Source organism: Pseudomonas kitaguniensis, from assembly GCF_009296165.1.
In the GTDB taxonomy this organism is placed as follows: domain Bacteria; phylum Pseudomonadota; class Gammaproteobacteria; order Pseudomonadales; family Pseudomonadaceae; genus Aquipseudomonas; species Aquipseudomonas kitaguniensis.
Genome location: NZ_VUAZ01000023.1, coordinates 19,289 through 43,053, shown reverse-complemented (window position 1 = coordinate 43,053; position 23,765 = coordinate 19,289). Strand labels below are relative to the sequence as shown.

Annotated in this window: 18 protein-coding genes and 1 pseudogene; 13 read left to right on the top strand and 6 right to left on the bottom strand. The window is 59.3% G+C overall.

The genetic code is table 11. From position 1 onward, the window contains the following. Positions 1-55: 55 nt before the first annotated feature. The 4 genes from ntrC to glnA all read right to left on the bottom strand — a co-directional run bounded on the left by ntrC (position 56) and on the right by glnA (position 5,084). Positions 56-1,492 (bottom strand): nitrogen regulation protein NR(I), encoded by a 1,437-nt coding sequence (gene ntrC / locus F0169_RS05490; RefSeq protein ID WP_058413149.1) that lies wholly within the window; start codon positions 1,490-1,492, stop codon positions 56-58. Beyond that, complete coding sequence (glnL, locus tag F0169_RS05485; RefSeq protein ID WP_046034638.1) at positions 1,489-2,574, bottom strand: nitrogen regulation protein NR(II); 1,086 nt, start codon at positions 2,572-2,574, stop codon at positions 1,489-1,491. The genes ntrC and glnL overlap by 4 nt, the downstream gene beginning before the upstream one ends. Before the next feature lie 352 nt (positions 2,575-2,926). After that, on the bottom strand, positions 2,927-3,466 hold the full coding sequence (locus F0169_RS05480; RefSeq protein ID WP_152745944.1) for a chorismate mutase: 540 nt from the start codon (positions 3,464-3,466) through the stop codon (positions 2,927-2,929). Between the two features lie 211 nt (positions 3,467-3,677). Continuing rightward, positions 3,678-5,084 carry a glutamate--ammonia ligase gene (glnA, locus tag F0169_RS05475; protein ID WP_058413151.1) on the bottom strand — a complete coding sequence of 469 codons (1,407 nt, stop codon included), beginning with the start codon at positions 5,082-5,084 and terminating at the stop codon, positions 3,678-3,680. Between the two features lie 334 nt (positions 5,085-5,418). On the opposite strand from glnA, the gene thiI reads away from it, so the two are divergent. Together thiI and typA are read left to right on the top strand one after the other, a co-directional pair. Then, complete coding sequence (thiI, locus tag F0169_RS05465) at positions 5,419-6,873, top strand: tRNA uracil 4-sulfurtransferase ThiI (RefSeq protein WP_058413152.1); 1,455 nt, start codon at positions 5,419-5,421, stop codon at positions 6,871-6,873. Between the two features lie 139 nt (positions 6,874-7,012). Beyond that, positions 7,013-8,833 carry a translational GTPase TypA gene (gene typA / locus F0169_RS05460; protein WP_058413153.1) on the top strand — a complete coding sequence of 607 codons (1,821 nt, stop codon included), beginning with the start codon at positions 7,013-7,015 and terminating at the stop codon, positions 8,831-8,833. A gap of 199 nt (positions 8,834-9,032) precedes the next feature. Here typA and F0169_RS05455 read toward each other — a convergent pair whose 3' ends face one another. Beyond that, positions 9,033-9,467 carry a YkgJ family cysteine cluster protein gene (locus F0169_RS05455; RefSeq protein ID WP_152745942.1) on the bottom strand — a complete coding sequence of 145 codons (435 nt, stop codon included), beginning with the start codon at positions 9,465-9,467 and terminating at the stop codon, positions 9,033-9,035. A gap of 237 nt (positions 9,468-9,704) precedes the next feature. Here F0169_RS05455 and F0169_RS05450 point away from each other — a divergent pair, with 237 nt between their 5' ends. The 4 genes from F0169_RS05450 to F0169_RS05435 all read left to right on the top strand — a co-directional run bounded on the left by F0169_RS05450 (position 9,705) and on the right by F0169_RS05435 (position 14,432). After that, entirely contained in the window at positions 9,705-12,155 is a 2,451-nt protein-coding gene (locus F0169_RS05450) for a glycogen/starch/alpha-glucan phosphorylase (protein WP_058413155.1), read from the top strand. A gap of 226 nt (positions 12,156-12,381) precedes the next feature. Next, the gene (locus F0169_RS05445; protein ID WP_099240949.1) at positions 12,382-13,392 is read left to right on the top strand and encodes a class 1 fructose-bisphosphatase; all 1,011 of its coding nucleotides are present in this window, start codon (positions 12,382-12,384) and stop codon (positions 13,390-13,392) included. A gap of 185 nt (positions 13,393-13,577) precedes the next feature. Then, complete coding sequence (locus F0169_RS05440) at positions 13,578-13,832, top strand: hypothetical protein (RefSeq protein ID WP_058413157.1); 255 nt, start codon at positions 13,578-13,580, stop codon at positions 13,830-13,832. A 30-nt stretch (positions 13,833-13,862) separates the two neighbouring features. Further along, on the top strand, positions 13,863-14,432 hold the full coding sequence (locus tag F0169_RS05435) for a lipocalin family protein (RefSeq protein ID WP_122251979.1): 570 nt from the start codon (positions 13,863-13,865) through the stop codon (positions 14,430-14,432). A 68-nt stretch (positions 14,433-14,500) separates the two neighbouring features. Here F0169_RS05435 and F0169_RS05430 read toward each other — a convergent pair whose 3' ends face one another. Beyond that, positions 14,501-15,865, bottom strand: a complete 1,365-nt coding sequence (locus F0169_RS05430) for a formimidoylglutamate deiminase (RefSeq protein WP_152745941.1) — start codon at positions 15,863-15,865, stop codon at positions 14,501-14,503. Positions 15,866-16,012: 147 nt separating this feature from the next. Here F0169_RS05430 and hutC point away from each other — a divergent pair, with 147 nt between their 5' ends. The 7 genes and pseudogenes from hutC (at position 16,013) to F0169_RS05395 (ending at position 23,740) form a co-directional block, all read left to right on the top strand. Next, complete coding sequence (gene hutC / locus F0169_RS05425; RefSeq protein WP_173668614.1) at positions 16,013-16,723, top strand: histidine utilization repressor; 711 nt, start codon at positions 16,013-16,015, stop codon at positions 16,721-16,723. After that, positions 16,720-17,279: pseudogene (locus tag F0169_RS05420) on the top strand (HutD/Ves family protein). Before hutC ends, F0169_RS05420 begins: the two are co-directional and overlap by 4 nt. Positions 17,280-17,765: 486 nt before the next feature. After that, positions 17,766-19,448, top strand: coding sequence for a urocanate hydratase (gene hutU / locus F0169_RS05415; RefSeq protein ID WP_099240941.1), 1,683 nt, complete (start codon positions 17,766-17,768; stop codon positions 19,446-19,448). Positions 19,449-19,491: 43 nt separating this feature from the next. Further along, positions 19,492-20,961, top strand: a complete 1,470-nt coding sequence (locus F0169_RS05410; protein ID WP_152745939.1) for a purine-cytosine permease family protein — start codon at positions 19,492-19,494, stop codon at positions 20,959-20,961. A 69-nt stretch (positions 20,962-21,030) separates the two neighbouring features. Beyond that, positions 21,031-21,996, top strand: a complete 966-nt coding sequence (locus F0169_RS05405) for an ABC transporter substrate-binding protein (protein ID WP_152745938.1) — start codon at positions 21,031-21,033, stop codon at positions 21,994-21,996. Between the two features lie 71 nt (positions 21,997-22,067). Next, complete coding sequence (locus F0169_RS05400; protein ID WP_058411854.1) at positions 22,068-22,919, top strand: ABC transporter permease; 852 nt, start codon at positions 22,068-22,070, stop codon at positions 22,917-22,919. Beyond that, the gene (locus tag F0169_RS05395; protein ID WP_122251975.1) at positions 22,916-23,740 is read left to right on the top strand and encodes a quaternary amine ABC transporter ATP-binding protein; all 825 of its coding nucleotides are present in this window, start codon (positions 22,916-22,918) and stop codon (positions 23,738-23,740) included. The genes F0169_RS05400 and F0169_RS05395 overlap by 4 nt, the downstream gene beginning before the upstream one ends. Positions 23,741-23,765 lie beyond the last annotated feature (25 nt).

The window sequence follows — 23,765 nt, the reverse complement described above, 5'->3', positions numbered from 1 at the left end:
GCAAGCCCCCTCCCACATTAGATTTTCAGTGGATTAGCGGTTACGGCTTGGCGATTCAGGCGTCGTCGCCTTCATCATCATCCGCACCGTCAACCTTCATCCCCAGCTCTTTGATCTTGCGAGTCAGGGTATTGCGGCCCCAACCCAGCAGCACAGCGGCGTCGCGGCGGCGACCTGCGGTGTGCTTGAGCGCGGTTTCGATCATGATTCGCTCGAAGGCCGGCACGGCGCTGTCCAGCAGGTTCGACTGGCCACGCGCCAGCGCCTGATCGGCCCATTGGCGCAGCGCCTGCTCCCAGTTGGTCACCGGGGCCGAATCCTGCGGCAAACTCAACAGCTCTGGCGGCAGGTCGCTGATATGCACTTCGCGGCCGGAGGCCATCACCGTAATCCAGCGGCAGGTGTTCTCCAACTGGCGCACGTTGCCGGGCCACGGCAGGTTCTTAAGGTATTCCTCGGTCTCGCTTTTCAACAGCTTCGGCTCGACGGCCAGTTCTTGCGCGGCGCGGCTGAGGAAGTGGCGGGCGAGGGTCGGGATGTCTTCGCGACGGTCCGACATGCGCGGGATGTGGATGCGGATCACGTTCAGGCGGTGGAACAAGTCTTCGCGGAACTTGCCGGCCTGCACCAGGGTTTCCAGATTCTGGTGCGTCGCCGCGATGATGCGCACGTCGACCTTGACCGGCGTGTGCCCGCCAACGCGGTAGAACTCACCGTCTGCCAACACGCGCAGCAAGCGGGTTTGGGTGTCGGCCGGCATGTCGCCGATTTCATCGAGGAACAGCGTGCCGCCGTCGGCTTGTTCAAAGCGGCCGCGACGCAGGTTGGCGGCACCGGTAAACGCGCCTTTTTCGTGGCCGAACAGCTCCGACTCCATCAAGTCCTTGGGAATCGCCGCCATGTTCAGCGCGATAAACGGCGAGGCTGCCCGTGGGCTGTGGCGATGCAGTGCATGCGCCACCAATTCTTTACCGGTACCCGACTCGCCGTTGATCAGCACGGTGATGTTGGAGTGGCTCAAGCGCCCGATGGCGCGAAACACTTCCTGCATCGCCGGGGCTTCACCGATGATTTCCGGGGTGCGCGTCAGGGTCGGTGGCGCTTGCTGGTTTTGCTGTTCCTGGGCGTGCTGGTTGGCGCGCTTGACCAGCGCCACCGCCTCGTCCACGTCGAACGGCTTGGGCAGGTATTCAAAGGCGCCGCCTTGATAGGAGGCGACAGCGCTGTCCAGGTCGGAGTGCGCGGTCATGATGATCACCGGCAGGCGCGGGTGTTGCTCGCGGATGCGCGCGAGCAAGTCCAGGCCACTGGCGCCGGGCATGCGAATGTCAGAGATGATCACGTCCGGCTGCTGGCGGGCCAGGCGGCTCATCACCCCGTCGGCGCTGTCGAAGCTTTGGGTGGTCATGCCTTCTTGCTGCAAGGCTTTTTCAAGGACCCAGCGGATAGAACGGTCGTCATCGACGATCCACACAGTTTCACTACGGCTCATGTCGATGGGGCTCCTTGTTCCAGAGGCAGAAAGATCGAGAAGGTGGTGTGGCCAGGATGGCTCTCACATTCGATCAAACCCTGATGCTGGCTGATGATGTTCTGGGTAATGGCCAGGCCCAGCCCGGTACCGTCCGGGCGGCCACTGACCATGGGAAAGAAAATGGTTTCCTGCAGTTCCGCAGGAATGCCCGGGCCGTTGTCGATGATCTCGACTTTGGTCACCAGGCGATGGCGCACATGGCCGATGGTGAACTGGCGCAGGGCGCGCGTGCGCAGGCTGATACGGCCCAGGCGCAGCTCGTTCTGGCTGCTGATGGCCTGCATGGCGTTGCGCACGATGTTCAGCACCGCCTGGATCATCTGCTCGCGGTCGATCAATACGTCGGGGATGCTCGGGTCGTAGTCGCGCACCAAGGTGATGCAGCCCTGGCTTTCAGCCTCGACCAAGTGGCAGACGCGCTCCAGCACCTCATGCACGTTGGTCATGGCCAGCGACGGCAGCTTGTTGGAGCCGAGCATGCGGTCGACCAGATTGCGCAGGCGGTCGGCCTCTTCGATGATGACGTTGGTGTAATCCTTGAGGTGCTCTTCGGGCAGTTCGCGGGCCAGTAACTGCGCCGCGCCACGAATCCCGCCGAGCGGGTTCTTGATCTCGTGGGCCAGCCCGCGCACCAGCATTTTGCTGGTTTCCTGCTTGGACAACTGCGCTTCTTCTTTGGTAATGCGCAGCAGGCGGTCGCGCGGGTGCACTTCAAGCAACAGCAGCGTGGCGCCATTGCTCAGGATCGGCGTCACCGCATAGTCGACCGTCAGCGTCTGGCCGGTGAGGGCGGTGAGCATCGCTTCGCGTTTGGTGAACGGATGCGCCTGCTCCACCGCTTGGCGCAATGAACTCAAGGCTTCGGCCGACTCGGTGAACAATTCGCTGATGAACTGCCCATGGCTGCGCTGACCACTGATGGCCAGGAGCATCTCCGCCGCCGGGTTCATGTACTCAAGACGCAAGTCGTCATTGAGCAGGATGGTGGCGGTGGTCAGGTTGTCGAGTAACAAACGGTGCAGTGCATCGCTAATGGTCATCAGGACCTCTTTTGGAGCAAGGCGCGGGCTTGAGGCACACGCTGATACAATGAAAATGCAAAAACCAAACCAAGGCTCCGAAAAGAAGCGCTAAAGCTTTGAAATAGGGGTTTATGGCTCGAAACTGTGGCGTTCTGCCAGCTTGATCGGGAAGATTCGAACCAAAATGGGCTGTTCGGCTGGGAAGAGTGCAGCGTGTCGCACCAATATAGTGCGATTTTGAAAGGTGTGTTCAGGAAGTTGCCGATAGCAGTGGGTCAGTCAGCTTATGTGTGGCTTAACCACTGCTATCGGGAGCAAGCCCCCTCCCACATTGAATATTGGCGTCAGTGGGGGAGATGGCTTGCAGTTTTCAGCCTTTGTAGATGCACAGCTCGGCGGTGGCGCGAATCATCGCCAGTTGGCGCATTGGGTCGTTCTGCGGCTCATGCACGGCCTGCGATACCCATTGCTGGCACTGAGGGTCGGTGCGATGCGGGGTGAAATCGGCTAATTGCTTGAGCAGGCGTTTTTGCAGTTGGTCCAGTTGCGGGCGAATTTGCTTCACCAGGTCCGGGCGCGGGGTGTCGGGCGCCTTGCCTTGAAATTGCCAGTCGGACAGCAAGGTGTATTGCACCAGCTTATTGGCCTCGATCTGCGCCGAGAAAAATTGCTCGGCGGCGGCGGGCGGCAGTTTGTAGTTGGGTGCCTGGTTAACCACGCTGGCGATCACGTCCTGCTCTCGCTGTCGGTCTTCTACAGCCTTGTGGCTGTCCCATTTGCTCAGCGCTACTTGTTCACCAATCTCCAGGCGCTCGGCGATGCTGTTGAGCAAGGGGGTGAGGGAAGAAGGTGGCGCAGCGCTCGCACTGGCGCTGACGAATAACAGGGCGAATACAAGTCGAGACTTCAAGGGTGATCTCCTGTGGGGGCGGGCGCTCCCGCAATGGCGGAGGATTACTAATACAACATGTAACTGGTTTCGCGCTATCGCAGCACAGTGCCAGCGAGCCTGTGTGGCAAGCCCGCTTGCCACGGCAGCACTGCCCGCTAAAGCGCAGGCAAAAAAAGACCTCCCGGAGGAGGTCTTTTTTCATCACGCCGCGTTAAGCGGCGCTACCGGATCAGCAGCTGTAGTACAGCTCGTATTCCAGTGGGTGTACGAAGGTGCGTACTTTGATTTCTTCTTCGCTTTTCAGCTCGATGTAAGCGTCGATGAAGTCGTCGCTGAACACGCCGCCTTTGGTCAGGAACGCACGGCCCTTGTCCAGCTCTTCCAGGGCTTCTTTCAGGCTGCCGCACACTTGTGGGATCTCTTTGGCCTCTTCAGGCGGCAGGTCGTACAAGTTTTTGTCGGCGGCGTCGCCAGGGTGGATCTTGTTCTGGATACCGTCCAAGCCAGCCATTACCAGCGCAGCGAAGGCCAGGTACGGGTTGGCTGCCGGGTCCGGGAAGCGGGCTTCGATACGGCGAGCGCGCGGGCTGGACACGTAAGGAATACGGATCGAAGCAGAACGGTTACGCGCCGAGTAGGCCAGCATTACCGGTGCTTCGAAACCTGGAACCAAGCGCTTGTAGGAGTTGGTCGACGGGTTGGTGAAGCCGTTCAGGGCCTTACCGTGCTTGATGATGCCGCCGATGAAGTACAGGGCGGTGTCGGACAGGCCGGCATAACCTTCGCCAGCGAAGGTGTTCTTGCCTTCTTTGGCGATCGACAAGTGAACGTGCATACCCGAGCCGTTATCGCCATACAGCGGCTTAGGCATGAAGGTAGCGGTACGGCCGTAGGCATCAGCCACGTTGTGTACGCAGTACTTCAGGGTCTGAACTTCGTCAGCCTTGGCCACCAGGGTGTTGAACTTCACACCGATTTCGTTCTGGCCGGCAGTGGCCACTTCGTGGTGGTGAACTTCGATAACCAAGCCCATTTCTTCCATGGCGTTGCACATGGAGGTACGGATTTCGTGGTCATGGTCGAACGGCGGAACCGGGAAGTAGCCACCTTTGATACCTGGACGGTGGCCTTTGTTGCCGCCTTCGATGTCCTGGTCAGACATCCACGAACCTTGTTCGGAGAAGATTTTGAACATGGAGCCGGAGATGTCGGACTTGAACTTGACCGAATCAAAGATGAAGAATTCTGGCTCCGGGCCTACGAATACGGTGTCACCGATACCGGTCGACTTCAGGTATTCCTCGGCACGCTTGGCGATCGCACGTGGGTCGCGGTCGTAGCCTTGCATGGTCGAAGGCTCGATCACGTCACACACGATGATCACGGTTGGGTCTTCGGTGAACGGGTCGAGTACGGCAGTGCTGTCGTCCGGCATCAGGATCATGTCGGAAGCTTCAATGCCTTTCCAGCCAGCAATGGAGGAACCGTCGAACATTTTGCCTTCTTCGAAGAAAGCGTCATCCAGCGCGTCGCGAGCCGGCATGGTCACGTGGTGCTGAGTGCCTTTTGTGTCCGTGAAGCGCAGATCAATCCATTTAACGTCATGATCTTTGATGAGTTGAACCGACTTCGACATGGTGTCCTCCGGGTGGCTTCGGGCTGGGGTAGTGGAGTTAGCCCTTAGAATGTGGGTGATGCCGGCGCGAATAGTCGACCAAGGCAACCTGCCTCACAAGAGAGCAAATTGCATGCCAGTGCGCCAACATGGCCTTTTTGCCTCAAATTGGCCCCTATAACGGTGCAATTCGTAAAACTACAGCAAATGGCGCACTGCAATGCAGCGTTAATGTGCGCGAGTGATCCGTTTTGGTGCGCGATAGGTGCGATGCATATTAACTGGTCAAACCTTGAGCGATTTCCGCTATAATCCGCGCCCCCCTTTTTCGGCAGGCTCTGCGCGCGCTGTTTCCATGAAATTAATCGTTAAAGTCTTCCCCGAAATCACCATCAAGAGCCGACCGGTACGGATGCGTTTCATCCGTCAGTTGGCCAAGAACATCCGTGCCGTGCTCCGCGATCTGGACCCGGCTGTGGTGGTGAACGGCGTGTGGGACAACCTCGAACTGGAAACCCGCCTGACCGATGCCAAAGCCTTGAAGGACATGACCGAGCGCCTGAGCTGCATGCCGGGCATCGCGCATTTCCTGCAGGTCGACGAGTACCCGCTGGGCGACTTTGACGACATCACCGAAAAGTGCAAACAGCACTTCGGCAATGAGCTTGAGGGGAAGATTTTTTCGGTGCGTTGCAAGCGTGCCGGCAAGCACCCATTCAGCTCCATGGACGTCGAAAAATACGTCGGCAGCAAGCTGCGTCGCGAGTGCGGCGCCGCCGGAATTTCCCTGAAAGCACCGCAAATTGAAGTGCGCATGGAAATTCGCGACCAACGGTTGTTTGTGATCCACAGCCAGCACAACAGCATCGGTGGCTACCCGCTGGGCGCCCTGGAACAGACCCTGGTATTGATGTCCGGCGGTTTCGATTCCACGGTCGCGGCTTACCAGATCATGCGCCGTGGGCTGATGAGCCATTTCTGCTTCTTTAATCTGGGCGGGCGTGCACACGAATTGGGCGTGATGGAAGTCGCGCACTTTATCTGGAAGAAGTACGGCAGCTCCCAGCGCGTGCTATTTGTGAGCGTGCCGTTCGAGGAAGTGCTCGGCGAAATTCTCGCAAAAGTCGATAACAGTCATATGGGCGTAGTATTGAAGCGTATGATGTTGCGCGCTGCGTCGAAGATTGCCGATCAGTTGCAGATTGATGCACTGGTAACCGGTGAAGCGATTTCCCAGGTGGCCAGCCAGACGCTGCCCAACCTGTCGCTGATCGACTGCGTGACCGAGAAGCTGGTATTGCGCCCGCTGATCGCCAGTCACAAGCAGGACATCATCGACCTGGCCGAAGAAATCGGCACGGCAGATTTTGCCAAGCACATGCCTGAATATTGCGGGGTCATCTCGGTGAACCCCAAGACCCACGCCAAGCGCAACCGCGTGGAGTACGAAGAACAACAGTTCGACATGGCGATTCTCGAGCGTGCGCTTGAGAACGCCAAAATGGTGCCAATCGATCGCGTAATTGACGAATTGGGCCAGGATGTACAGATCGAAGAAGTCAGCGAAGCCCTGGCCGGTCAAATCGTCGTCGATATCCGTCACCCGGATGCCGCTGAAGATGAGCCGCTGGAAATCGCTGGCATCGACGTGCAAGCGCTGCCGTTCTACGCACTGAACGCGCGTTTCAAGGAACTGGATAACAGCCGTCAGTACCTGCTGTATTGCGACAAAGGCGTGATGAGTCGCCTGCATGCCCACCATTTGCTCAGTGAGGGGCATGCCAATGTGCGCGTTTATCGACCGAGCTAAGAGCCCGGGGCTGTTTGCCTGTGGCCTGCGTCACCGGCCCCCCGACTCTGCCGTCAAGCTGTAACGGCAAGGCCTGACTCTACTGTTAATCGCTGCCACGACCTGTCAGCACACCGAATCCTCTGATCGAGATACACAAGTGATCGAAAATCTACGTAACATCGCCATCATTGCTCACGTTGACCATGGTAAAACCACCCTGGTAGACAAACTCTTGCGTCAATCCGGCACCCTGGAGCGCAACGAGCTCAACGACGAGCGCGTGATGGACTCCAACGACCAGGAAAAAGAGCGCGGTATTACCATCCTGGCTAAAAACACCGCTATCAACTGGAACGGCTACCACATCAACATCGTGGACACCCCGGGCCACGCCGACTTCGGCGGCGAAGTTGAACGTGTAATGTCGATGGTTGACTCCGTTCTGCTGCTGGTTGACGCTCAAGACGGCCCTATGCCGCAAACCCGTTTTGTGACCAAGAAGGCTTTCGAAGCCGGCCTGCGTCCAATCGTCTGCATCAACAAGGTTGACCGTCCAGGCGCGCGTCCGGACTGGGTTCTGGACCAGATCTTTGACCTGTTCGACAACCTCGGTGCTACCGAAGAACAGCTGGACTTCAAAGTCGTCTACGCCTCGGCCCTGAACGGTATTGCCGGTCTGGACCACAACGACATGGCTGACGACATGACCCCGCTGTACCAGTCGATCGTCGACAACGTGCCTGCGCCGGCTGTTGACCGTGACGGCCCGTTCCAGATGCAAATCTCGGCACTCGACTACAACAGCTTCCTGGGTGTTATCGGCGTTGGCCGTATCGCTCGTGGCAGCATCAAGCCAAACACCCCGGTTGTAGCGATCGGTGCTGATGGCAAGAAGCGTAACGGTCGTATCCTGAAGCTGATGGGTCACCACGGTCTGCACCGTGTAGACGTTGAAGAAGCAGCTGCAGGCGACATCGTGTGCATCAGCGGCTTCGACCTGCTGAACATCTCCGACACCCTGTGCCACCCGGACACCGTTGAAGCGATGAAGCCGTTGACCGTTGACGAGCCAACCGTTTCGATGACCTTCCAGGTAAACGACTCGCCTTTCTGCGGTAAAGACGGCAAGTTCGTAACCTCGCGTAACATCCGTGAGCGTCTGGACAAAGAGCTGCTGTACAACGTTGCGCTGCGCGTTGAAGAAGGCGACTCGGCTGACAAGTTCAAGGTTTCCGGCCGTGGTGAGCTGCACCTCTCGGTACTGATCGAAACCATGCGTCGCGAAGGCTTCGAAATGGGCGTTGGTCGTCCAGAAGTGATCATCCGTCAAGTTGACGGCGTGAAGCAGGAACCGTTTGAAAACGTCACCATCGACACCCCTGAAGAATCCCAGGGCAAGGTCATGGAAGAGATGGGCCTGCGTAAGGGCGACCTGACCAACATGGTGCCGGATGGCAAAGGCCGTGTGCGTCTGGAATACAACATCCCTGCACGTGGTCTGATCGGTTTCCGTAACCAGTTCCTGACCCTGACCAACGGCGCCGGCATCCTGACCTCGATCTTTGATCGCTACGACACCATGAAGTCCGGCGACATGTCCGGCCGTCAAAACGGTGTTCTGGTATCGGTAGAAACCGGCAAGGCGCTGACCTACTCCCTGGAAACCCTGCAGGCGCGTGGCAAGCTGTTCGTTGAACACGGTCAAGAGATCTACAACGGTCAGATCGTTGGCTTGAACAGCCGCGACAACGACATGGGCGTTAACCCAACCAAAGGCAAGAAGCTCGACAACATGCGTGCTTCGGGCAAAGACGAAACCATCGCTCTGGTTCCACCGGTGAAGTTCACCCTGGAACAAGCTCTGGAATTCATCCAGGACGACGAGCTGTGCGAAGTTACGCCTAAGTCGATCCGCCTGCGCAAGAAGATCCTGGACGAAGGCGAGCGTACCCGCGCTGCCAAGAAAGCCAAGAACTGAGTTAGCTCAGGCTTAAAAACGCCCCCGGTCGAAAGGCCGGGGGCGTTTTTTTATGCCTGCAGATTAAGTGGTGACGGTGCTGGCCTCATCGGGAGCAAGCCCCCTCCCACATTTGACCGAGTTCCAACTTTGGAATGCATTCAAATGTGGGAGCGGGCTTGCTCGCGAAGAGGCCAGTCAAAACACCAAAAAGTCCAGATCAGAACTTATCCAGCGTCCGAAACTTGGTTTCGCGCACCACTTCTTTCGGCTTGTACGCACAATACCCTGGCCGTGGGCCGATTTTCGGGTGGTTGCGGCAAGTATCCGGGCGCTTGTCATAAATAGTGCAGAAGCGCGTCTTACGATCCAGGTACAGGCAATCGTTGTTGCTCATGCGCTGCAGGGTAAAAATCTCGGATTTGGAATTGAAGCGCTCCACGATGCCTTCTTTCTGCAACCGCTTGGCGATGTTCTTCGGCGGGTCGCCGAGCTCGAATTCATCGACGATGCCAATGCGGATCAGGTCCTTGATCTTCACTTCGACCGGCAGCGTGCAGCAGCTGGACACGCAGCCACCGCACATGTGGGCGGAATATTTCTGCCATGTCTCGAGACGGTCGAGTTCCGCGGCGGCGATCAGTTGAGGCTTCATCAGGGTTCCAAGGTGGGGCTGTATCCGGGCGCGCGATCATACCGGGATTGGTGATTTTTTGAACAACATTTTACAGGTTTCAGCTCAAAGGTTGAGGCGGCGGCCGATCAGGCACGACCCCTGCATCAAATTCCGACAACGGTGAATGAGTTAAAAAACTGCCGAACCAGAGCCCCTGCCGTCTGTCAGACCGACTAGGCTTTAGCAACTCTTTCAATCTCGCCCGAGGTCGCATCGATGTCTCAGGAACCGCTAGCACGAGAAGCAGAGGTAGCCGCATTTCGCGATGCTGTCTTGACCAAACTCACTTACGCGGTGGGTAAAGACCCCGACCACGCCTTCGACCATGACTGGTTCGAAGCCATTGCACTGGCCGCCCGCGACCAGATGGTCGACCACTGGATGGACCACACACGGCGGATCTATCGCAAAGGCCAGAAGCGGGTTTACTACCTTTCCCTGGAATTTCTGATCGGCCGTTTGCTCTACGACAGCCTGAGCAACCTCGGCGTGCTGGAGATCGCTCGCGAAGCGCTGTCCGAGCTGGGTGTCGACCTGGAGCGCATCCGCCTGCTGGAGCCCGACGCGGCGCTCGGCAACGGTGGCCTGGGCCGTTTGGCGGCATGTTTTATGGAAAGCATGTCGACCTTGGGCATTGCCGGCCACGGTTATGGCATTCGCTATGAGCACGGCCTGTTCCGCCAGGCGATTGTGGATGGCTGGCAGCAGGAACAAACCGAACGTTGGCTGGATTTTGGTAACCCATGGGAGTTCGAACGGGCCGAAGTGATTTACCCGATCGGCTTTGGCGGCAGCGTCGAAACCCTGCCGGACGCCTCCGGCAAAATGATTCAGGTGTGGACGCCGAACGAAACCGTACGCGCAGTGGCCTACGACACCCCAGTAGTCGGCTGGCGCGGTGCCAGCGTCAACACCCTGCGCCTGTGGCGTGCACGCGCCGTGGAAGACCTGCACCTGGAGCGCTTTAACGCCGGTGACCACTTGGGCGCCGTCGCCGAAGTGGCCCGTGCAGAAAGCATCTCGCGTGTGCTGTACCCGGCCGACAGCACCGAGGCGGGGCAGGAATTGCGCCTGCGCCAGGAATATTTCTTCGTCTCTGCCTCACTCCAGGACTTGCTGCGCCGCCACAAGAACATGCATGGCTCGGTGCTGAGCCTGGGCGAGCACGCCGCGATCCAGCTTAACGACACGCACCCATCGATTGCCGTGGCCGAGTTGATGCGTCAACTGGTCGACCTGCACGATATTCCGTGGGAAGCCGCGTGGGACGTGACCGTCGAGACGCTTTCGTACACCAACCACACGCTGCTGCCCGAGGCGCTGGAAACCTGGCCGGTCGGCTTGATGGAGCGCATGCTGCCGCGGCACATGCAGATCATCTACCTGATCAACGCGCAGCACATCGATTCGCTGCGTGCCAAGGGCGTTCACGATTTCGACGTACTGCGCGCCGTGTCGCTGATCGAAGAAGACAACGGCCGCCGCGTGCGCATGGGCAACCTGGCGTTCCTCGGCTCGCACAGCGTGAATGGCGTATCGGGTTTGCACACCCAGTTAATGCGCAACACGGTGTTCTCCGAACTGCACAAGCTCTACCCGGACCGCATCAACAACAAAACCAACGGCATCACCTTCCGCCGCTGGCTGTACCAGGCCAACCCGAAGCTGACGTCGATGCTGGTCGAAGCGTTGGGGCCGGATATTCTCGACACCATGGAAACCCGCCTGACGGAGTTGGAAACCTTCGCCGAGAAGCAAACCTTCCGCAAAGCCTTCGCCGATCAGCGCCTGCACAGCAAGCGCGCACTGGCCGAGATCATCCACGAGCGCCTGGGCATTTCGGTTAACCCGGCGGCGATGTTCGATGTACAGGTCAAGCGCATCCACGAATACAAACGCCAGTTGCTCAACCTGCTGCACACCGTGGCGCTCTACCAGGCGATTCGTGCCGAGCCGGGCACTGATTGGGTGCCCCGCGTGAAGATCTTCGCGGGCAAGGCTGCCGCGAGTTATCACCAGGCCAAGTTGATCATCAAGTTGACCAACGACATCGCGCGCACCGTCAATAACGACCCGACCGTGCGCGGTTTGCTCAAAGTGGTGTTCCTGCCCAACTACAACGTCAGCCTGGCGGAGAGCATTATTCCGGCGGCGGACCTTTCGGAGCAGATCTCTACCGCTGGCTTTGAAGCCTCGGGCACCAGCAACATGAAGTTCGGCCTCAACGGCGCGCTGACCATCGGCACCATGGACGGCGCCAACGTGGAGATGCACGAGCGCGTAGGCGCCGATCACATGTTCATCTTCGGCCTCAGCGCGCAGCAAGTCGAAGCCCGCAAGCACGCCGGTGAGTTCAACGCCGGGCCGGACATCGCGGCTTCGCATCGTTTGAACGATGTGCTGCAAGCGATCCGTGGCGGGGTGTTCTCGCCGGATGACCCAGGCCGTTATGTCGGCTTGATCGACGGGCTGATCGATTACGACCGCTTCCTGGTGTGTGCCGACTTCGATGCCTACTGGGACGCCCAGGCGCGCGTCGAGGCGCATTGGCATGACTCCAAGGCGTGGTGGCGTTCGGCTGTGCTGAATACCGCGCGCATGGGCTGGTTCTCGTCCGACCGCACCATCCGCGAGTACGCCACGGAGATCTGGAAAGCCCTCGACTAAACCCAGCGGTAGCAATTGTGGGAGGGGGCTTGCTCCCGATGCCGGTCTGTCAGTTGACGAATAAGTCGACTGACACACCGCCATCGGGCGCAAGCCCCCTCCCACATTGTTTAGGCGCAAGCCATGAACTCTATTGGCGTTAATTCCTCTGATTAGAGGAAATAACCCTCGACTCGCGCTAAACTGCGCGGGTTTTCAAGCCCCCCATTGTCGTCCGGAGCCTTCCATGTCCCGCGTTACCCTGAGTCGCTATTTGATCGAGCAGACCCGCAGCAACAACACGCCTGCCGATCTGCGCTTCCTTATCGAAGTGGTGGCGCGTGCTTGCAAGGAAATCAGCCACGCCGTATCCAAAGGCGCGCTGGGCGGTGTCCTGGGCAGCATGGGCACTGAAAACGTGCAAGGCGAAGTGCAGAAGAAACTCGACGTGATCTCTAACGAGATCCTGCTTGAAGCCAACGAATGGGGCGGTCACCTGGCCGGCATGGCGTCCGAAGAAATGGACAATGCCTACCAGATCCCGGGCAAGTACCCGAAAGGCGCCTACCTGTTGGTGTTCGACCCACTGGACGGCTCGTCCAACATCGACATCAACGCACCGGTCGGCACGATCTTCTCGGTACTGCGTTGCCCGAACGAATACCTGAGCCAAAACGAAGCCCTCAACGAAAACGCCTTTTTGCAGCCAGGCACCGAGCAAGTTGCCGCCGGTTACGCGATCTACGGCCCGCAAACCATGCTGGTGCTGACCCTGGGCGATGGCGTCAAAGGTTTCACCCTGGACCGCGAAATGGGCAGCTTCGTGCTGACCCACGAAGACATCACCATTCCTGCCTCCACGCAGGAATTTGCGATCAACATGTCCAACCAGCGCCACTGGGAAGAACCGGTAAAGCGCTACGTGAACGAGTTGATGGAAGGCGAAGAAGGCCCGTTGAAGAAGAACTTCAACATGCGCTGGGTGGCCGCGATGGTTGCCGACGTACACCGCATCCTGACCCGTGGCGGGCTGTTCATGTACCCACGTGACAGCCGTGAGCCTGCCAAGCCCGGCAAACTGCGCCTGATGTACGAAGCCAACCCGATGTCGTTCCTGGTTGAGCAGGCGGGTGGTGCGTCCACCGACGGCCACCAGCGCATCCTCGACATCCAGCCTGAAGGCCTGCACCAGCGCGTAGCGGTGTTCCTGGGCTCCAAGGAAGAAGTTGAGCGTGTGACCGGTTACCACAAAAAGTAAGTGCGGTGAGGGAGCTTGCTCCCTCGCTACGTTCAAGACGTGAGGTTTTGAACGGCAAGGAGCCCCGAAACGTTTCAGCGTTTGCGGGGCTTTTTTGTTTTCGCGCACCGGGAACCAGACCCCGCTTTTCCCTTCTAAGCTTCTGGCAGATACCCCAGCTGCGTTGTCCCTCCAGGAGTTTTTCCATGTCATTACGCCGTCTCGCCCTGCTGACTTTTTGCGTGCTTTTGGCCGCTTGCAGCAAGGTTAACCAAGAAAATTACGCGAAGTTGTCGGCGGGCATGGCCAAGGCTGAGGTGGAGTCGTTGCTGGGCACGCCAACCGATTGTTCCGGCGCGCTGGGCATGTCCAGCTGCACCTGGGGCGATAAAGAAAGCTTTATCAGCGTTCAATATGCCGGTGACAAGGTTCTGATGTTTTCCGGGCAAGGCCTGAAGTAAACCGGGGCGCGAGCCTGCGGGAGAAGAAGAATGATGCGTTTTGTTTTATGCCTTTGTGCCAGCCTGTTTTTGGCGGGCTGCGCCAGTCATTCTGGCGATGATCTGCAACCCAAAACAGCCAACAACGTCAATCTCAAGCGTTACCAGGGCACCTGGTACGAATTGGCGCGATTGCCGATGTACTTCCAGCGCAACTGCGCGCAGTCCGAAGCCCGCTACACCTTGCTGCCTGATGGCGATATGTCGGTGTTCAACCGCTGCCTCACCAGCGAGTGGAAGTGGGAAGAAGCCAAAGGCACGGCCACGCCGCAAGTGCCTGGCAAGACCGACAAGCTCTGGGTCGAATTCAATAACTGGTTTACCGCGCTGCTGCCGGGTGTTGCCAAGGGCGATTACTGGGTGCTGTACGTCAGCGATGACTACAAAACCGCCATCGTCGGCAGCCCGAGCCGACGCTACATGTGGATCTTGTCGCGCACCCCGACGGTGAGTACCGACACCCGCGAAGACCTGCTGAGCAGGGCGCGCCAACAAGGGTATGACACCACGCGATTGATCTGGCGTACCTCGGACAAACAGATGGCCAAAACCTCGCAGTAACCCGAGAAGGCCATTGTTCTAATGTGGGAGCTGGCAAGCCAGCTCCCACATTTGTCAGGTGTCGCCTGTTAGCCGAGCAGGTCTCTCAAGACTTGCGTGAATGCGCGGCTGCTCTCTTCCTCGCCAGCATGATGCCCATCGCGCACCACCCACTTGCCGTTCACCAGTACATCACGCACTTGCCGATCGCCACCGGCAAATAGCCAGCGATTGAGAATTGCGTCTTCAGTCGCGGTCGCCAGGTACGGGTCGTTGCCGTCGAGTACCAACCAGTCTGCGCGCTTGCCCACTTCCAGCCGGCCAATTGGCTGGCCCAGCGCCTGCGCGCCGCCGTCCAGTGCAGCATCGAACAGCGTGCGGCCGACCATCGGCTGATCACTGCGGTACACGCGATTACGCCGCTGATCGCGCAGGCGCTGGCCATATTCGAGCCAGCGCAATTCCTCCACCACACTCAGCGACACATGGCTGTCGGAGCCAATACCCATGCGCCCGCCTTGGGCAAGAAAATCCACCGCCGGGAAAATCCCGTCGCCCAGGTTGGCCTCAGTGGTCAGGCACAAGCCGGCAATCGCGCGGCTGTTGGCCATGCGCGTAACCTCGTCCGCATCGGCGTGAGTGGCGTGCACCAGGCACCAGCGCTCATCGACTTCAACGTTGTCATACAGCCATTGCAGCGGGCGTTTGCCGCTCCAGGCCAGGCAGTCGTCGACTTCTTTTTGCTGCTCGGCAATATGAATATGCACCGGGCAAGCCTTGTCGCTGGCGGCCAGGACTTCGTGGATTTGCTGCGGCGTGACCGCGCGCAGCGAGTGAAAACACAGGCCTGATTGCTGCGCCGGTTGCGCGGCCAGAATCGGTTTCAGGCGCGCTTGCAGGTCGAGGTAATCCTCGGTGCTATTGATAAAGCGTCGCTGGCCTTCGTTCGGCGCCTGGCCACCAAAGCCTGCGTGGGTGTACAGCACTGGCAGCAGCGTCAGGCCAATCCCGCTGCTCGCCGCCGCTTGGCTGATCTGCCGCGACAGCTCGGCGCGGTCGGCATACGGTTGGCCGCCGGCATCGTGGTGCACGTAGTGAAACTCAGCCACGGAGGTATAACCGGCCTTGAGCATTTCGATGTAAAGCTGCCGCGCGATGATCTGCAATTGGTCCGGGCTGATCTTGCCGACCATGCGGTACATCAAGTCGCGCCAGGTCCAGAAGCTGTCATTCGGGTTGCCTGCCACTTCCGCCAAGCCGGCCATGGCACGCTGGAATGCATGCGAATGCAGGTTGGGCATACCTGCCAACACCGGGCCTCTCAGCCGTTCGGCGTGTTCTGCACTGGCATTCGGCTCAACGTGTGTCAGCAGGCCATCGGCGCTGACTTCAAAGCGTACATCGTTGGCCCATCCACTAGGCAGCAGCGCGCGTTCGGCAAAGAAAGCGGACATGATCAAGGCACCCCGGTCGTGTGTTTATTTGTATATACATATACAGACGTTTGCCTGCTCGGTAAACTCCGGCAATCTATGCATCTTTTCCCCCTGCAAGGATTCCCTGTGCCGACTCCGCCTGCCAAGTCTTCGCTGGCTGCCCACATGGACGAAAGTCCGGCGCCCTTGTACGCCCGCGTCAAACAAATGATCAGCCAGCAGATCCTCAACGGCAACTGGCCGCCGCATTACCGCGTACCGTCAGAGAGCGAACTGGTCAGCCAATTGGGCTTCAGCCGCATGACCATCAACCGCGCGCTGCGTGAACTCACCGCCGAAGGGTTGCTGGTGCGCATGCAAGGCGTCGGCACTTTCGTCGCCGAGCCCAAGAGCCAATCGGCGCTGTTTGAAGTGCACAACATTGCCGATGAGATCGCCTCCCGCGGCCATCGGCACACCTGCCAAGTCATCACCCTGGGCGAAGAGGCCGCCGGCTCCGAGCGCGCCGTCGCCCTGGAAATGCGCGAAGGCGGGCGGGTGTTCCACTCGCTGATCGTGCATTTTGAAAACGATATTCCGGTGCAAATCGAAGACCGGTTCGTCAACGCACTGGTCGCGCCGGAATACCTGCAGCAGGATTTCACCCAGCAAACCCCTTACGCGTATTTGAACCAAGTGGCGCCGCTGACCGAAGGCGAGCACGTGGTTGAAGCGATCCTCGCCGATGCCGCCGAGTGCAAGCTGTTGCAGATCGAGCCCAGCGAGCCGTGCCTGTTGATTCGCAGACGCACCTGGTCGGGTCGCCAGCCGGTGACCGCCGCGCGTTTGATCCACCCCGGTTCCCGTCATAGCCTGGAAGGGCGTTTCAGTAAATGAGTGAAGTGAAAGTCTGGCGCGCGCCGATTACATTCGCATGCCGTGGAAAAACGGCGGCGGCAGCACCGAAGAAATCACGCGTGACGCAGGCACCGGCCTGGAGGGTTTTGGCTGGCGCCTGTCGATTGCCGACATTGCCGAGTCAGGTGGCTTTTCGACCTTCGAAGGTTACCAGCGCGTGATCACCGTGATCAAAGGCGCCGGCATGGTGCTGACGGTGGACGGCGAGGAGCAGCGCGGCTTGTTAACGCTGCAGCCGTTTGCGTTCAAGGGTGAGAGCGAAGTGTCGTGCCGCTTGATCACCGGGCCGATCCGCGACTTCAACCTGATTTATTCGCCTGAGCGCTACCATGCGCGCCTGCAGTGGATTGACGGCGTGCAGCGGTTTTTCAGCACCGCGCAGACGGTGTTGGTGTTCAGCGTGGCGGATGAGGTGAAAGTGCTCGACCAAAAGCTCGGCCATCACGATTGCCTGCAAGTGGACGGTAACACTGGCCTGCTGGATCTCGCCGTCACCGGGCGCTGCTGCCTGATCGAACTGACTGCACGCGGTTAAAACGCTGGAAGCTCTGCAAACTCTGCAAACTCTGCAAACTCTGCAAACTGTGGAAACTGTGGAAACTGTGGAAACTGTGGAAACCTGTGGGAGGGGGCTTGCTCCCGATTGCGGTGTGTCAGCCAGTACATCTGGCACTGACACACCCCCATCGGGAGCAAGCCCCCTCCCACGGTTGATCTGTGATTGTCACAAAATTTTGTTTCCAGCCCTGTGCACCAATTTGTTACCGAACGCCCCAGCGTGGCGCAAACGCTCGCTGTCGCCACAACCCAGCCTGCGCTGCAAACCTCCCCCAAAACAAATTTAATCCCGCCCCGAAGCCTTAATTTTCAAGGCTTTTGCACGCCTCACAAAAAAATCTCCACAACCCACTCAGAAAGTTGGCCGCTCGATTGCATATGCTTGTATGTACAAGTAAAGGTGTGTGCGTAAGACTCCCTTTCGCACCCTCCATGTTCGCGCATCGTGCCGAGGAGTCCAGCTGTGACCGATTTTTCCGCTAAGCCTACTAAATACCGTGACGTCGAAATCCGCGCAGCCCGCGGTAACAAGCTCACCGCCAAAAGCTGGCTGACTGAAGCACCGCTGCGCATGCTGATGAACAACCTCGACCCGCAAGTGGCCGAGAACCCGAAAGAACTGGTGGTGTACGGCGGTATCGGCCGTGCAGCGCGTAACTGGGAGTGCTACGACCAAATTGTCGAGAGCCTTACCCACCTGAATGACGACGAAACCCTGCTGGTGCAATCCGGCAAGCCGGTCGGCGTGTTCAAGACCCACAGCAATGCGCCGCGCGTATTGATCGCCAACTCCAACCTGGTGCCGCACTGGGCCAGTTGGGAACACTTCAACGAACTGGACGCCAAGGGCCTGGCCATGTACGGCCAGATGACCGCCGGCAGCTGGATCTACATCGGCAGCCAAGGCATCGTCCAGGGCACCTATGAAACCTTCGTCGAAGCCGGGCGCCAGCACTACGATTCGAACCTCAAGGGCCGTTGGGTACTCACCGCCGGGCTCGGCGGCATGGGCGGCGCGCAACCGTTGGCCGCTACCCTGGCGGGCGCCTGCTCGCTGAACATTGAATGCCAACAGGTCAGCATCGATTTCCGCCTGGCCAGCCGTTATGTCGACGAGCAAGCCACCGACCTCGACGACGCCTTGGCGCGCATTGCCAAATACACCCAAGAAGGCAAGGCCATCTCCATCGCCCTGCTGGGCAACGCGGCTGAAATTCTGCCGGAACTGGTCAAGCGCGGCGTGCGCCCAGACATGGTCACCGACCAGACCAGCGCCCACGATCCGCTCAATGGTTACCTGCCGGCTGGCTGGACGTGGGACGAATACCGCGCCCGCGCCAAGACCGAACCAGCAGCCGTGATCAAGGCCGCCAAACAGTCGATGGCCGTGCACGTGAAAGCAATGCTTGAGTTCCAAAAGCAGGGCATTCCGACCTTCGACTACGGCAACAACATTCGCCAGATGGCGCAAGAAGAAGGCGTCGAAAACGCCTTCGACTTCCCCGGTTTTGTGCCGGCGTACATCCGCCCGCTGTTCTGCCGTGGCATCGGCCCGTTCCGCTGGGCCGCACTGTCGGGCGACCCGCAGGACATTTACAAGACCGACGCCAAAGTCAAAGAGCTGATCCCCGACGACGCCCACCTGCACAACTGGCTGGACATGGCCCGCGAGCGCATCAGCTTCCAGGGCCTGCCGGCGCGTATCTGCTGGGTTGGCCTCGGCCAGCGCGCCAAGTTGGGCCTGGCGTTCAACGAAATGGTACGCAGCGGCGAGTTGTCGGCGCCGGTCGTCATCGGCCGTGACCACCTCGACTCCGGCTCGGTTGCAAGCCCTAACCGCGAAACCGAATCCATGCAAGACGGCTCCGACGCCGTGTCCGATTGGCCACTGCTTAACGCCTTGCTCAACACCGCCAGCGGCGCGACCTGGGTTTCGCTGCACCACGGCGGCGGCGTGGGCATGGGCTTCTCCCAGCATTCGGGCATGGTGATTGTGTGCGACGGCACCGATGAGGCGGCCGAGCGTATTGCCCGCGTGCTGCACAACGACCCGGCCACCGGCGTGATGCGCCACGCAGACGCCGGTTACCAGATCGCCATCGACTGCGCCAAAGAGCAGGGCTTGAACCTGCCGATGATCAAGTAAGCCAGCGCCACCCAGAAAACAATCCATCAGAGGTTGAACACCCATGGCTGCAAATGACGCGCGTGCAAGCACCACCCCGTTGATCGAGCGACGTTCGATCGACTACATCCCGGAATCGGAACGCCACGGCCGTCTCTTCAGCCAGTTCACCCTGTGGCTGGGTGCCAACCTGCAGATCACCGCCATCGTCACCGGGGCGTTGGCCGTGGTGTTGGGCGGTGATGTGTTCTGGTCGTTGATCGGCCTGCTGATCGGTCAATTGCTCGGCGGCGGTGTCATGGCGTTGCACGCGGCGCAAGGGCCAAAGCTCGGGCTGCCGCAGATGATTTCCAGCCGCGTGCAGTTCGGCGTGTATGGCGCGGCCATCCCGATTGTGCTGGTGTGTTTGATGTACCTGGGGTTCACCGCAACCGGCGCGGTGCTTTCCGGCCAGGCGCTGGGCCAGTTGTTTGGCGTCAGCGACAGCGTTGGCATCCTGATCTTCGCCAGTGTCATTGTGCTGGTCACGGTGCTCGGCTACCGGGTGATCCATTTCATCGGCCGTGTCGCCAGCGTCATTGGCGTGATCGCCTTTGTTTATCTGTTCAGTCGGCTGATCAGCCAGACCGACGTGGGTGCACTCCTGCAAATCCGCCACTTCAGTTGGAGCAGTTTTTTGCTCGCAGTGTCGCTCGCAGCCTCCTGGCAAATCGCTTTCGGCCCTTACGTGGCCGACTACTCACGCTACTTGCCGAGCAACACGTCGTCGCTGAAAACCTTTCTGGCGGCTGGCGCGGGCTCGGTGATTGGCGCACAGGTGGCGATGATCCTCGGCGTGTTTGCCGCCGCCATGTCCAACGGGCAGTTCGCCGGTCACGAGGTGGCCTACATCGTCGGGTTGGGCGGCACCGGTGCGACGGCTGCGTTGCTGTACTTCAGCATCGCGTTCGGCAAAGTGACTATTTCTACGCTCAATTCCTACGGCAGCTTCATGTGCATTGCGACCATCATCAGTGGCTTTCGCGGTCGCCTGGAGGTGACGCGCTTGCAGCGGCTGGTGTTCGTGCTGGTGATCGTCGGTGCTGCAACCCTGATCGCCTTGCTCGGCCAGCACTCGTTCCTCGGTGCATTCAAGTCCTTCATCTTGTTCCTGCTGGCGTTTTTTACGCCATGGAGTGCGATCAACCTGGTGGACTACTACTGCATCACCCGCGACCGTTATGACGTACCGGCACTGGCCGATCCGACCGGTCGCTACGGCCGCTGGAACCCGCTCGGTATCAGCGTTTACGTGTTTGGTGTGCTGGTGCAATTGCCGTTCATCTCCACCAAGTTCTACACCGGCCCGCTGGTTGCCGCGCTGGGTGATGTGGATATTTCCTGGATCATCGGCCTGGTGCTGCCCGCCGCCCTGTACTACCTGTGTGCGAAAAAATGGCACGGCGCAGTCCCCGAACACCTGATTCTGCCGGTAGAGCAGGGCGCTACACGCATAACTACCCCTAAAAATAACGGGCTGGCTGCACAAGCCTGATGGGACGTGGACAGGGCAGGACGCCTACTGACTGCCGTAATCCATTTCAAGATTGGGAGCGTCACAACAATGAAAATGACTAAGACCCTGCTGGCGACAGTGTTCTCTGTGAGCGTGTTGGCGAGTGCTGGCGCGCAGGCGGCCGGCTGGTGCGAATCCGGTAAACCGGTGAAATTCGCAGGCCTGAACTGGGAAAGCGGCATGTTGCTCACCGACATCCTGCAAACCGTCCTCGAAAAGGGCTACGACTGCAAAACCGACAGCCTGCCGGGCAATTCCATCACCATGGAAAACGCCCTGAGCAGCAATGACATTCAGGTGTTCGCCGAAGAATGGGTCGGCCGCAGCGAAGTCTGGAACAAGGCCGAGAAGGCCGGCAAAGTCGTCGGCGTGGGTGCGCCGATTGTGGGCGCCATTGAAGGTTGGTACGTGCCGCGTTACGTGATCGAAGGCGATGCCAAACGCAAACTCGAAGCCAAGGCGCCGGGCCTGAAAAGCATCGCCGACCTGGCCAAATATGCCGCCGTGTTCAAGGACCAGGAAGAACCGTCCAAGGGCCGTTTCTACAACTGCCCGGCCGGTTGGACCTGTGAGCTGGACAACAGTGAAATGCTCAAAAGCTATGGCCTCGAAAGCACCTACACTAACTTCCGCCCAGGCACCGGCCCGGCGCTGGATGCGGCAGTGCTGTCGAGCTACAAGCGCGGCGAGCCGATTCTGTTCTATTACTGGTCGCCAACCCCGCTGATGGGCCAGGTCGACCTGGTCAAGCTGGAAGAAAGACCCGGCGTGGATAAAAGCGTGAGCATCAAGGTTGGCCTGTCGAAAGCCTTCCACGAGCAAGCGCCTGAACTGGTCGCCGTGCTGGAAAAGGTCAACCTGCCCATCGACCTGCTGAACCAGAACTTGGGCCGCATGGCCAAGGAACGAATTGAGTCGCCGAAACTGGCGAAAATTTTCCTCAAGGAACATCCTGAAGTCTGGCACGCCTGGGTGAGTGAAGACGCAGCCAAAAAAATCGACGCGGCCTTGTAGGTTGAGTGCGCCCGCACGCCTTAACAGGCGAGCGGGCGCCCAGCCACAACCCACTGGATCGAGAGCACGCTATGTTTCCTGAGAGTTTTACGTTTTCCATCGCCGACTGGGTCAACGGTTGGGTCGACTCACTGGTCACTAACTACGGTGATGTGTTCCGGCACATCTCCGACACCCTGCTATGGGCCATCGTCAACCTGGAAGGGTTGTTGCGCGCGGCGCCCTGGTGGCTGATGTTGGCCATCGTCGGCGGCATTGCCTGGCACGCCACCCGCAAGGTGCTGACCACGGCGGTGATTGTCGGTTTGCTGTTCCTGGTGGGCGCGGTTGGCCTGTGGGACAAGCTGATGCAAACCCTGGCGCTGATGATGGTCGCCACGGTGATCTCGGTGCTGATCGGTATTCCGCTGGGCATTTTGTCGGCGCGCAGCAATCGCCTACGCTCGGTGTTGATGCCATTGCTCGACATCATGCAAACCATGCCGAGCTTTGTGTACCTGATTCCGGTGTTGATGCTGTTCGGCCTGGGTAAGGTGCCGGCGATTTTCGCCACGGTGATCTACGCCGCGCCGCCGCTGATCCGCCTGACCGACTTGGGCATTCGCCAAGTCGATGGCGAGGTCATGGAAGCCATCAACGCGTTCGGTGCCAACCGCTGGCAGCAACTGTTCGGCGTGCAACTGCCGCTGGCACTGCCAAGCATCATGGCCGGTATCAACCAGACCACCATGATGGCGCTGTCTATGGTGGTGATCGCCTCGATGATCGGCGCGCGTGGCTTGGGTGAAGATGTACTGGTGGGCATTCAGACCCTCAACGTCGGCCGAGGCCTGGAAGCCGGGCTGGCGATCGTGATTCTTGCAGTGGTCATCGACCGCATTACCCAGGCCTATGGTCGTCCACGGCACGAGGCGAGCAAATGACTAGCGTCAGCAAAATTGAAGTTAAAAACGTCTTCAAGATTTTCGGTAACCGCTCCAAAGAAGCCCTGGCGCTGATTGGTCAGGGCAAGAGCAAAGACCAGGTGCTGGCCGAAACCGGTTGCGTGGTGGGCGTGAACGACTTGTCGCTGAGCATCGCTACCGGCGAGATTTTTGTGATCATGGGCCTGTCGGGCTCGGGTAAGTCCACGCTGGTGCGCCACTTCAACCGCCTGATCGACCCTACCAGTGGCGCGATCCTGGTGGACGGCGAAGACATCCTGCAACTCGACATGGACGCCCTGCGCCAATTTCGTCGGCACAAGATCAGCATGGTGTTCCAGAGTTTTGGCTTGTTGCCGCACAAGAGCGTGCTCGACAACGTTGCCTACGGCCTCAAAGTGCGCGGCGAAACCAAGCAGGTGTGCGCCGAACGCGCCCTGCACTGGGTCGAAACGGTGGGCCTGAAGGGCTACGAAAACAAATACCCGCATCAGTTGTCCGGTGGCATGCGCCAACGTGTCGGCCTGGCCCGCGCCTTGGCAGCCGACACCGACATCATCCTGATGGACGAAGCCTTCAGCGCCCTCGACCCGCTGATCCGCGCCGAGATGCAGGACCAATTGCTGGCGCTGCAAAAGACCCTGCACAAAACCATCGTGTTCATCACCCACGACCTCGACGAGGCTGTGCGCATCGGCAACCGCATTGCGATCCTCAAGGACGGCAAGCTGATCCAGGTCGGCACGCCGCGCGAGATTTTGCATTCGCCGGCGGATGAGTATGTGGACCGGTTTGTTCAGCGGCGCGCGGCGGTGGTCTGATCCGAAAGGTGTGGTGCGGCTGCTG

Coding starts and splice junctions, on each gene's coding strand:
- ntrC (WP_058413149.1), bottom strand. CDS start 1,492: ATGAGCCGTAGTGAAACTGTGTGGATCGTCGATGACGACCGTTCTATC.
- glnL (WP_046034638.1), bottom strand. CDS start 2,574: ATGACCATTAGCGATGCACTGCACCGTTTGTTACTCGACAACCTGACC.
- glnA (WP_058413151.1), bottom strand. CDS start 5,084: ATGTCGAAGTCGGTTCAACTCATCAAAGATCATGACGTTAAATGGATT.
- thiI (WP_058413152.1), top strand. CDS start 5,419: ATGAAATTAATCGTTAAAGTCTTCCCCGAAATCACCATCAAGAGCCGA.
- F0169_RS05455 (WP_152745942.1), bottom strand. CDS start 9,467: ATGAAGCCTCAACTGATCGCCGCCGCGGAACTCGACCGTCTCGAGACA.
- F0169_RS05450 (WP_058413155.1), top strand. CDS start 9,705: ATGTCTCAGGAACCGCTAGCACGAGAAGCAGAGGTAGCCGCATTTCGC.
- F0169_RS05445 (WP_099240949.1), top strand. CDS start 12,382: ATGTCCCGCGTTACCCTGAGTCGCTATTTGATCGAGCAGACCCGCAGC.
- F0169_RS05440 (WP_058413157.1), top strand. CDS start 13,578: ATGTCATTACGCCGTCTCGCCCTGCTGACTTTTTGCGTGCTTTTGGCC.
- F0169_RS05435 (WP_122251979.1), top strand. CDS start 13,863: ATGATGCGTTTTGTTTTATGCCTTTGTGCCAGCCTGTTTTTGGCGGGC.
- F0169_RS05430 (WP_152745941.1), bottom strand. CDS start 15,865: ATGTCCGCTTTCTTTGCCGAACGCGCGCTGCTGCCTAGTGGATGGGCC.
- hutC (WP_173668614.1), top strand. CDS start 16,013: ATGGACGAAAGTCCGGCGCCCTTGTACGCCCGCGTCAAACAAATGATC.
- F0169_RS05410 (WP_152745939.1), top strand. CDS start 19,492: ATGGCTGCAAATGACGCGCGTGCAAGCACCACCCCGTTGATCGAGCGA.
- F0169_RS05405 (WP_152745938.1), top strand. CDS start 21,031: ATGAAAATGACTAAGACCCTGCTGGCGACAGTGTTCTCTGTGAGCGTG.
- F0169_RS05400 (WP_058411854.1), top strand. CDS start 22,068: ATGTTTCCTGAGAGTTTTACGTTTTCCATCGCCGACTGGGTCAACGGT.
- F0169_RS05395 (WP_122251975.1), top strand. CDS start 22,916: ATGACTAGCGTCAGCAAAATTGAAGTTAAAAACGTCTTCAAGATTTTC.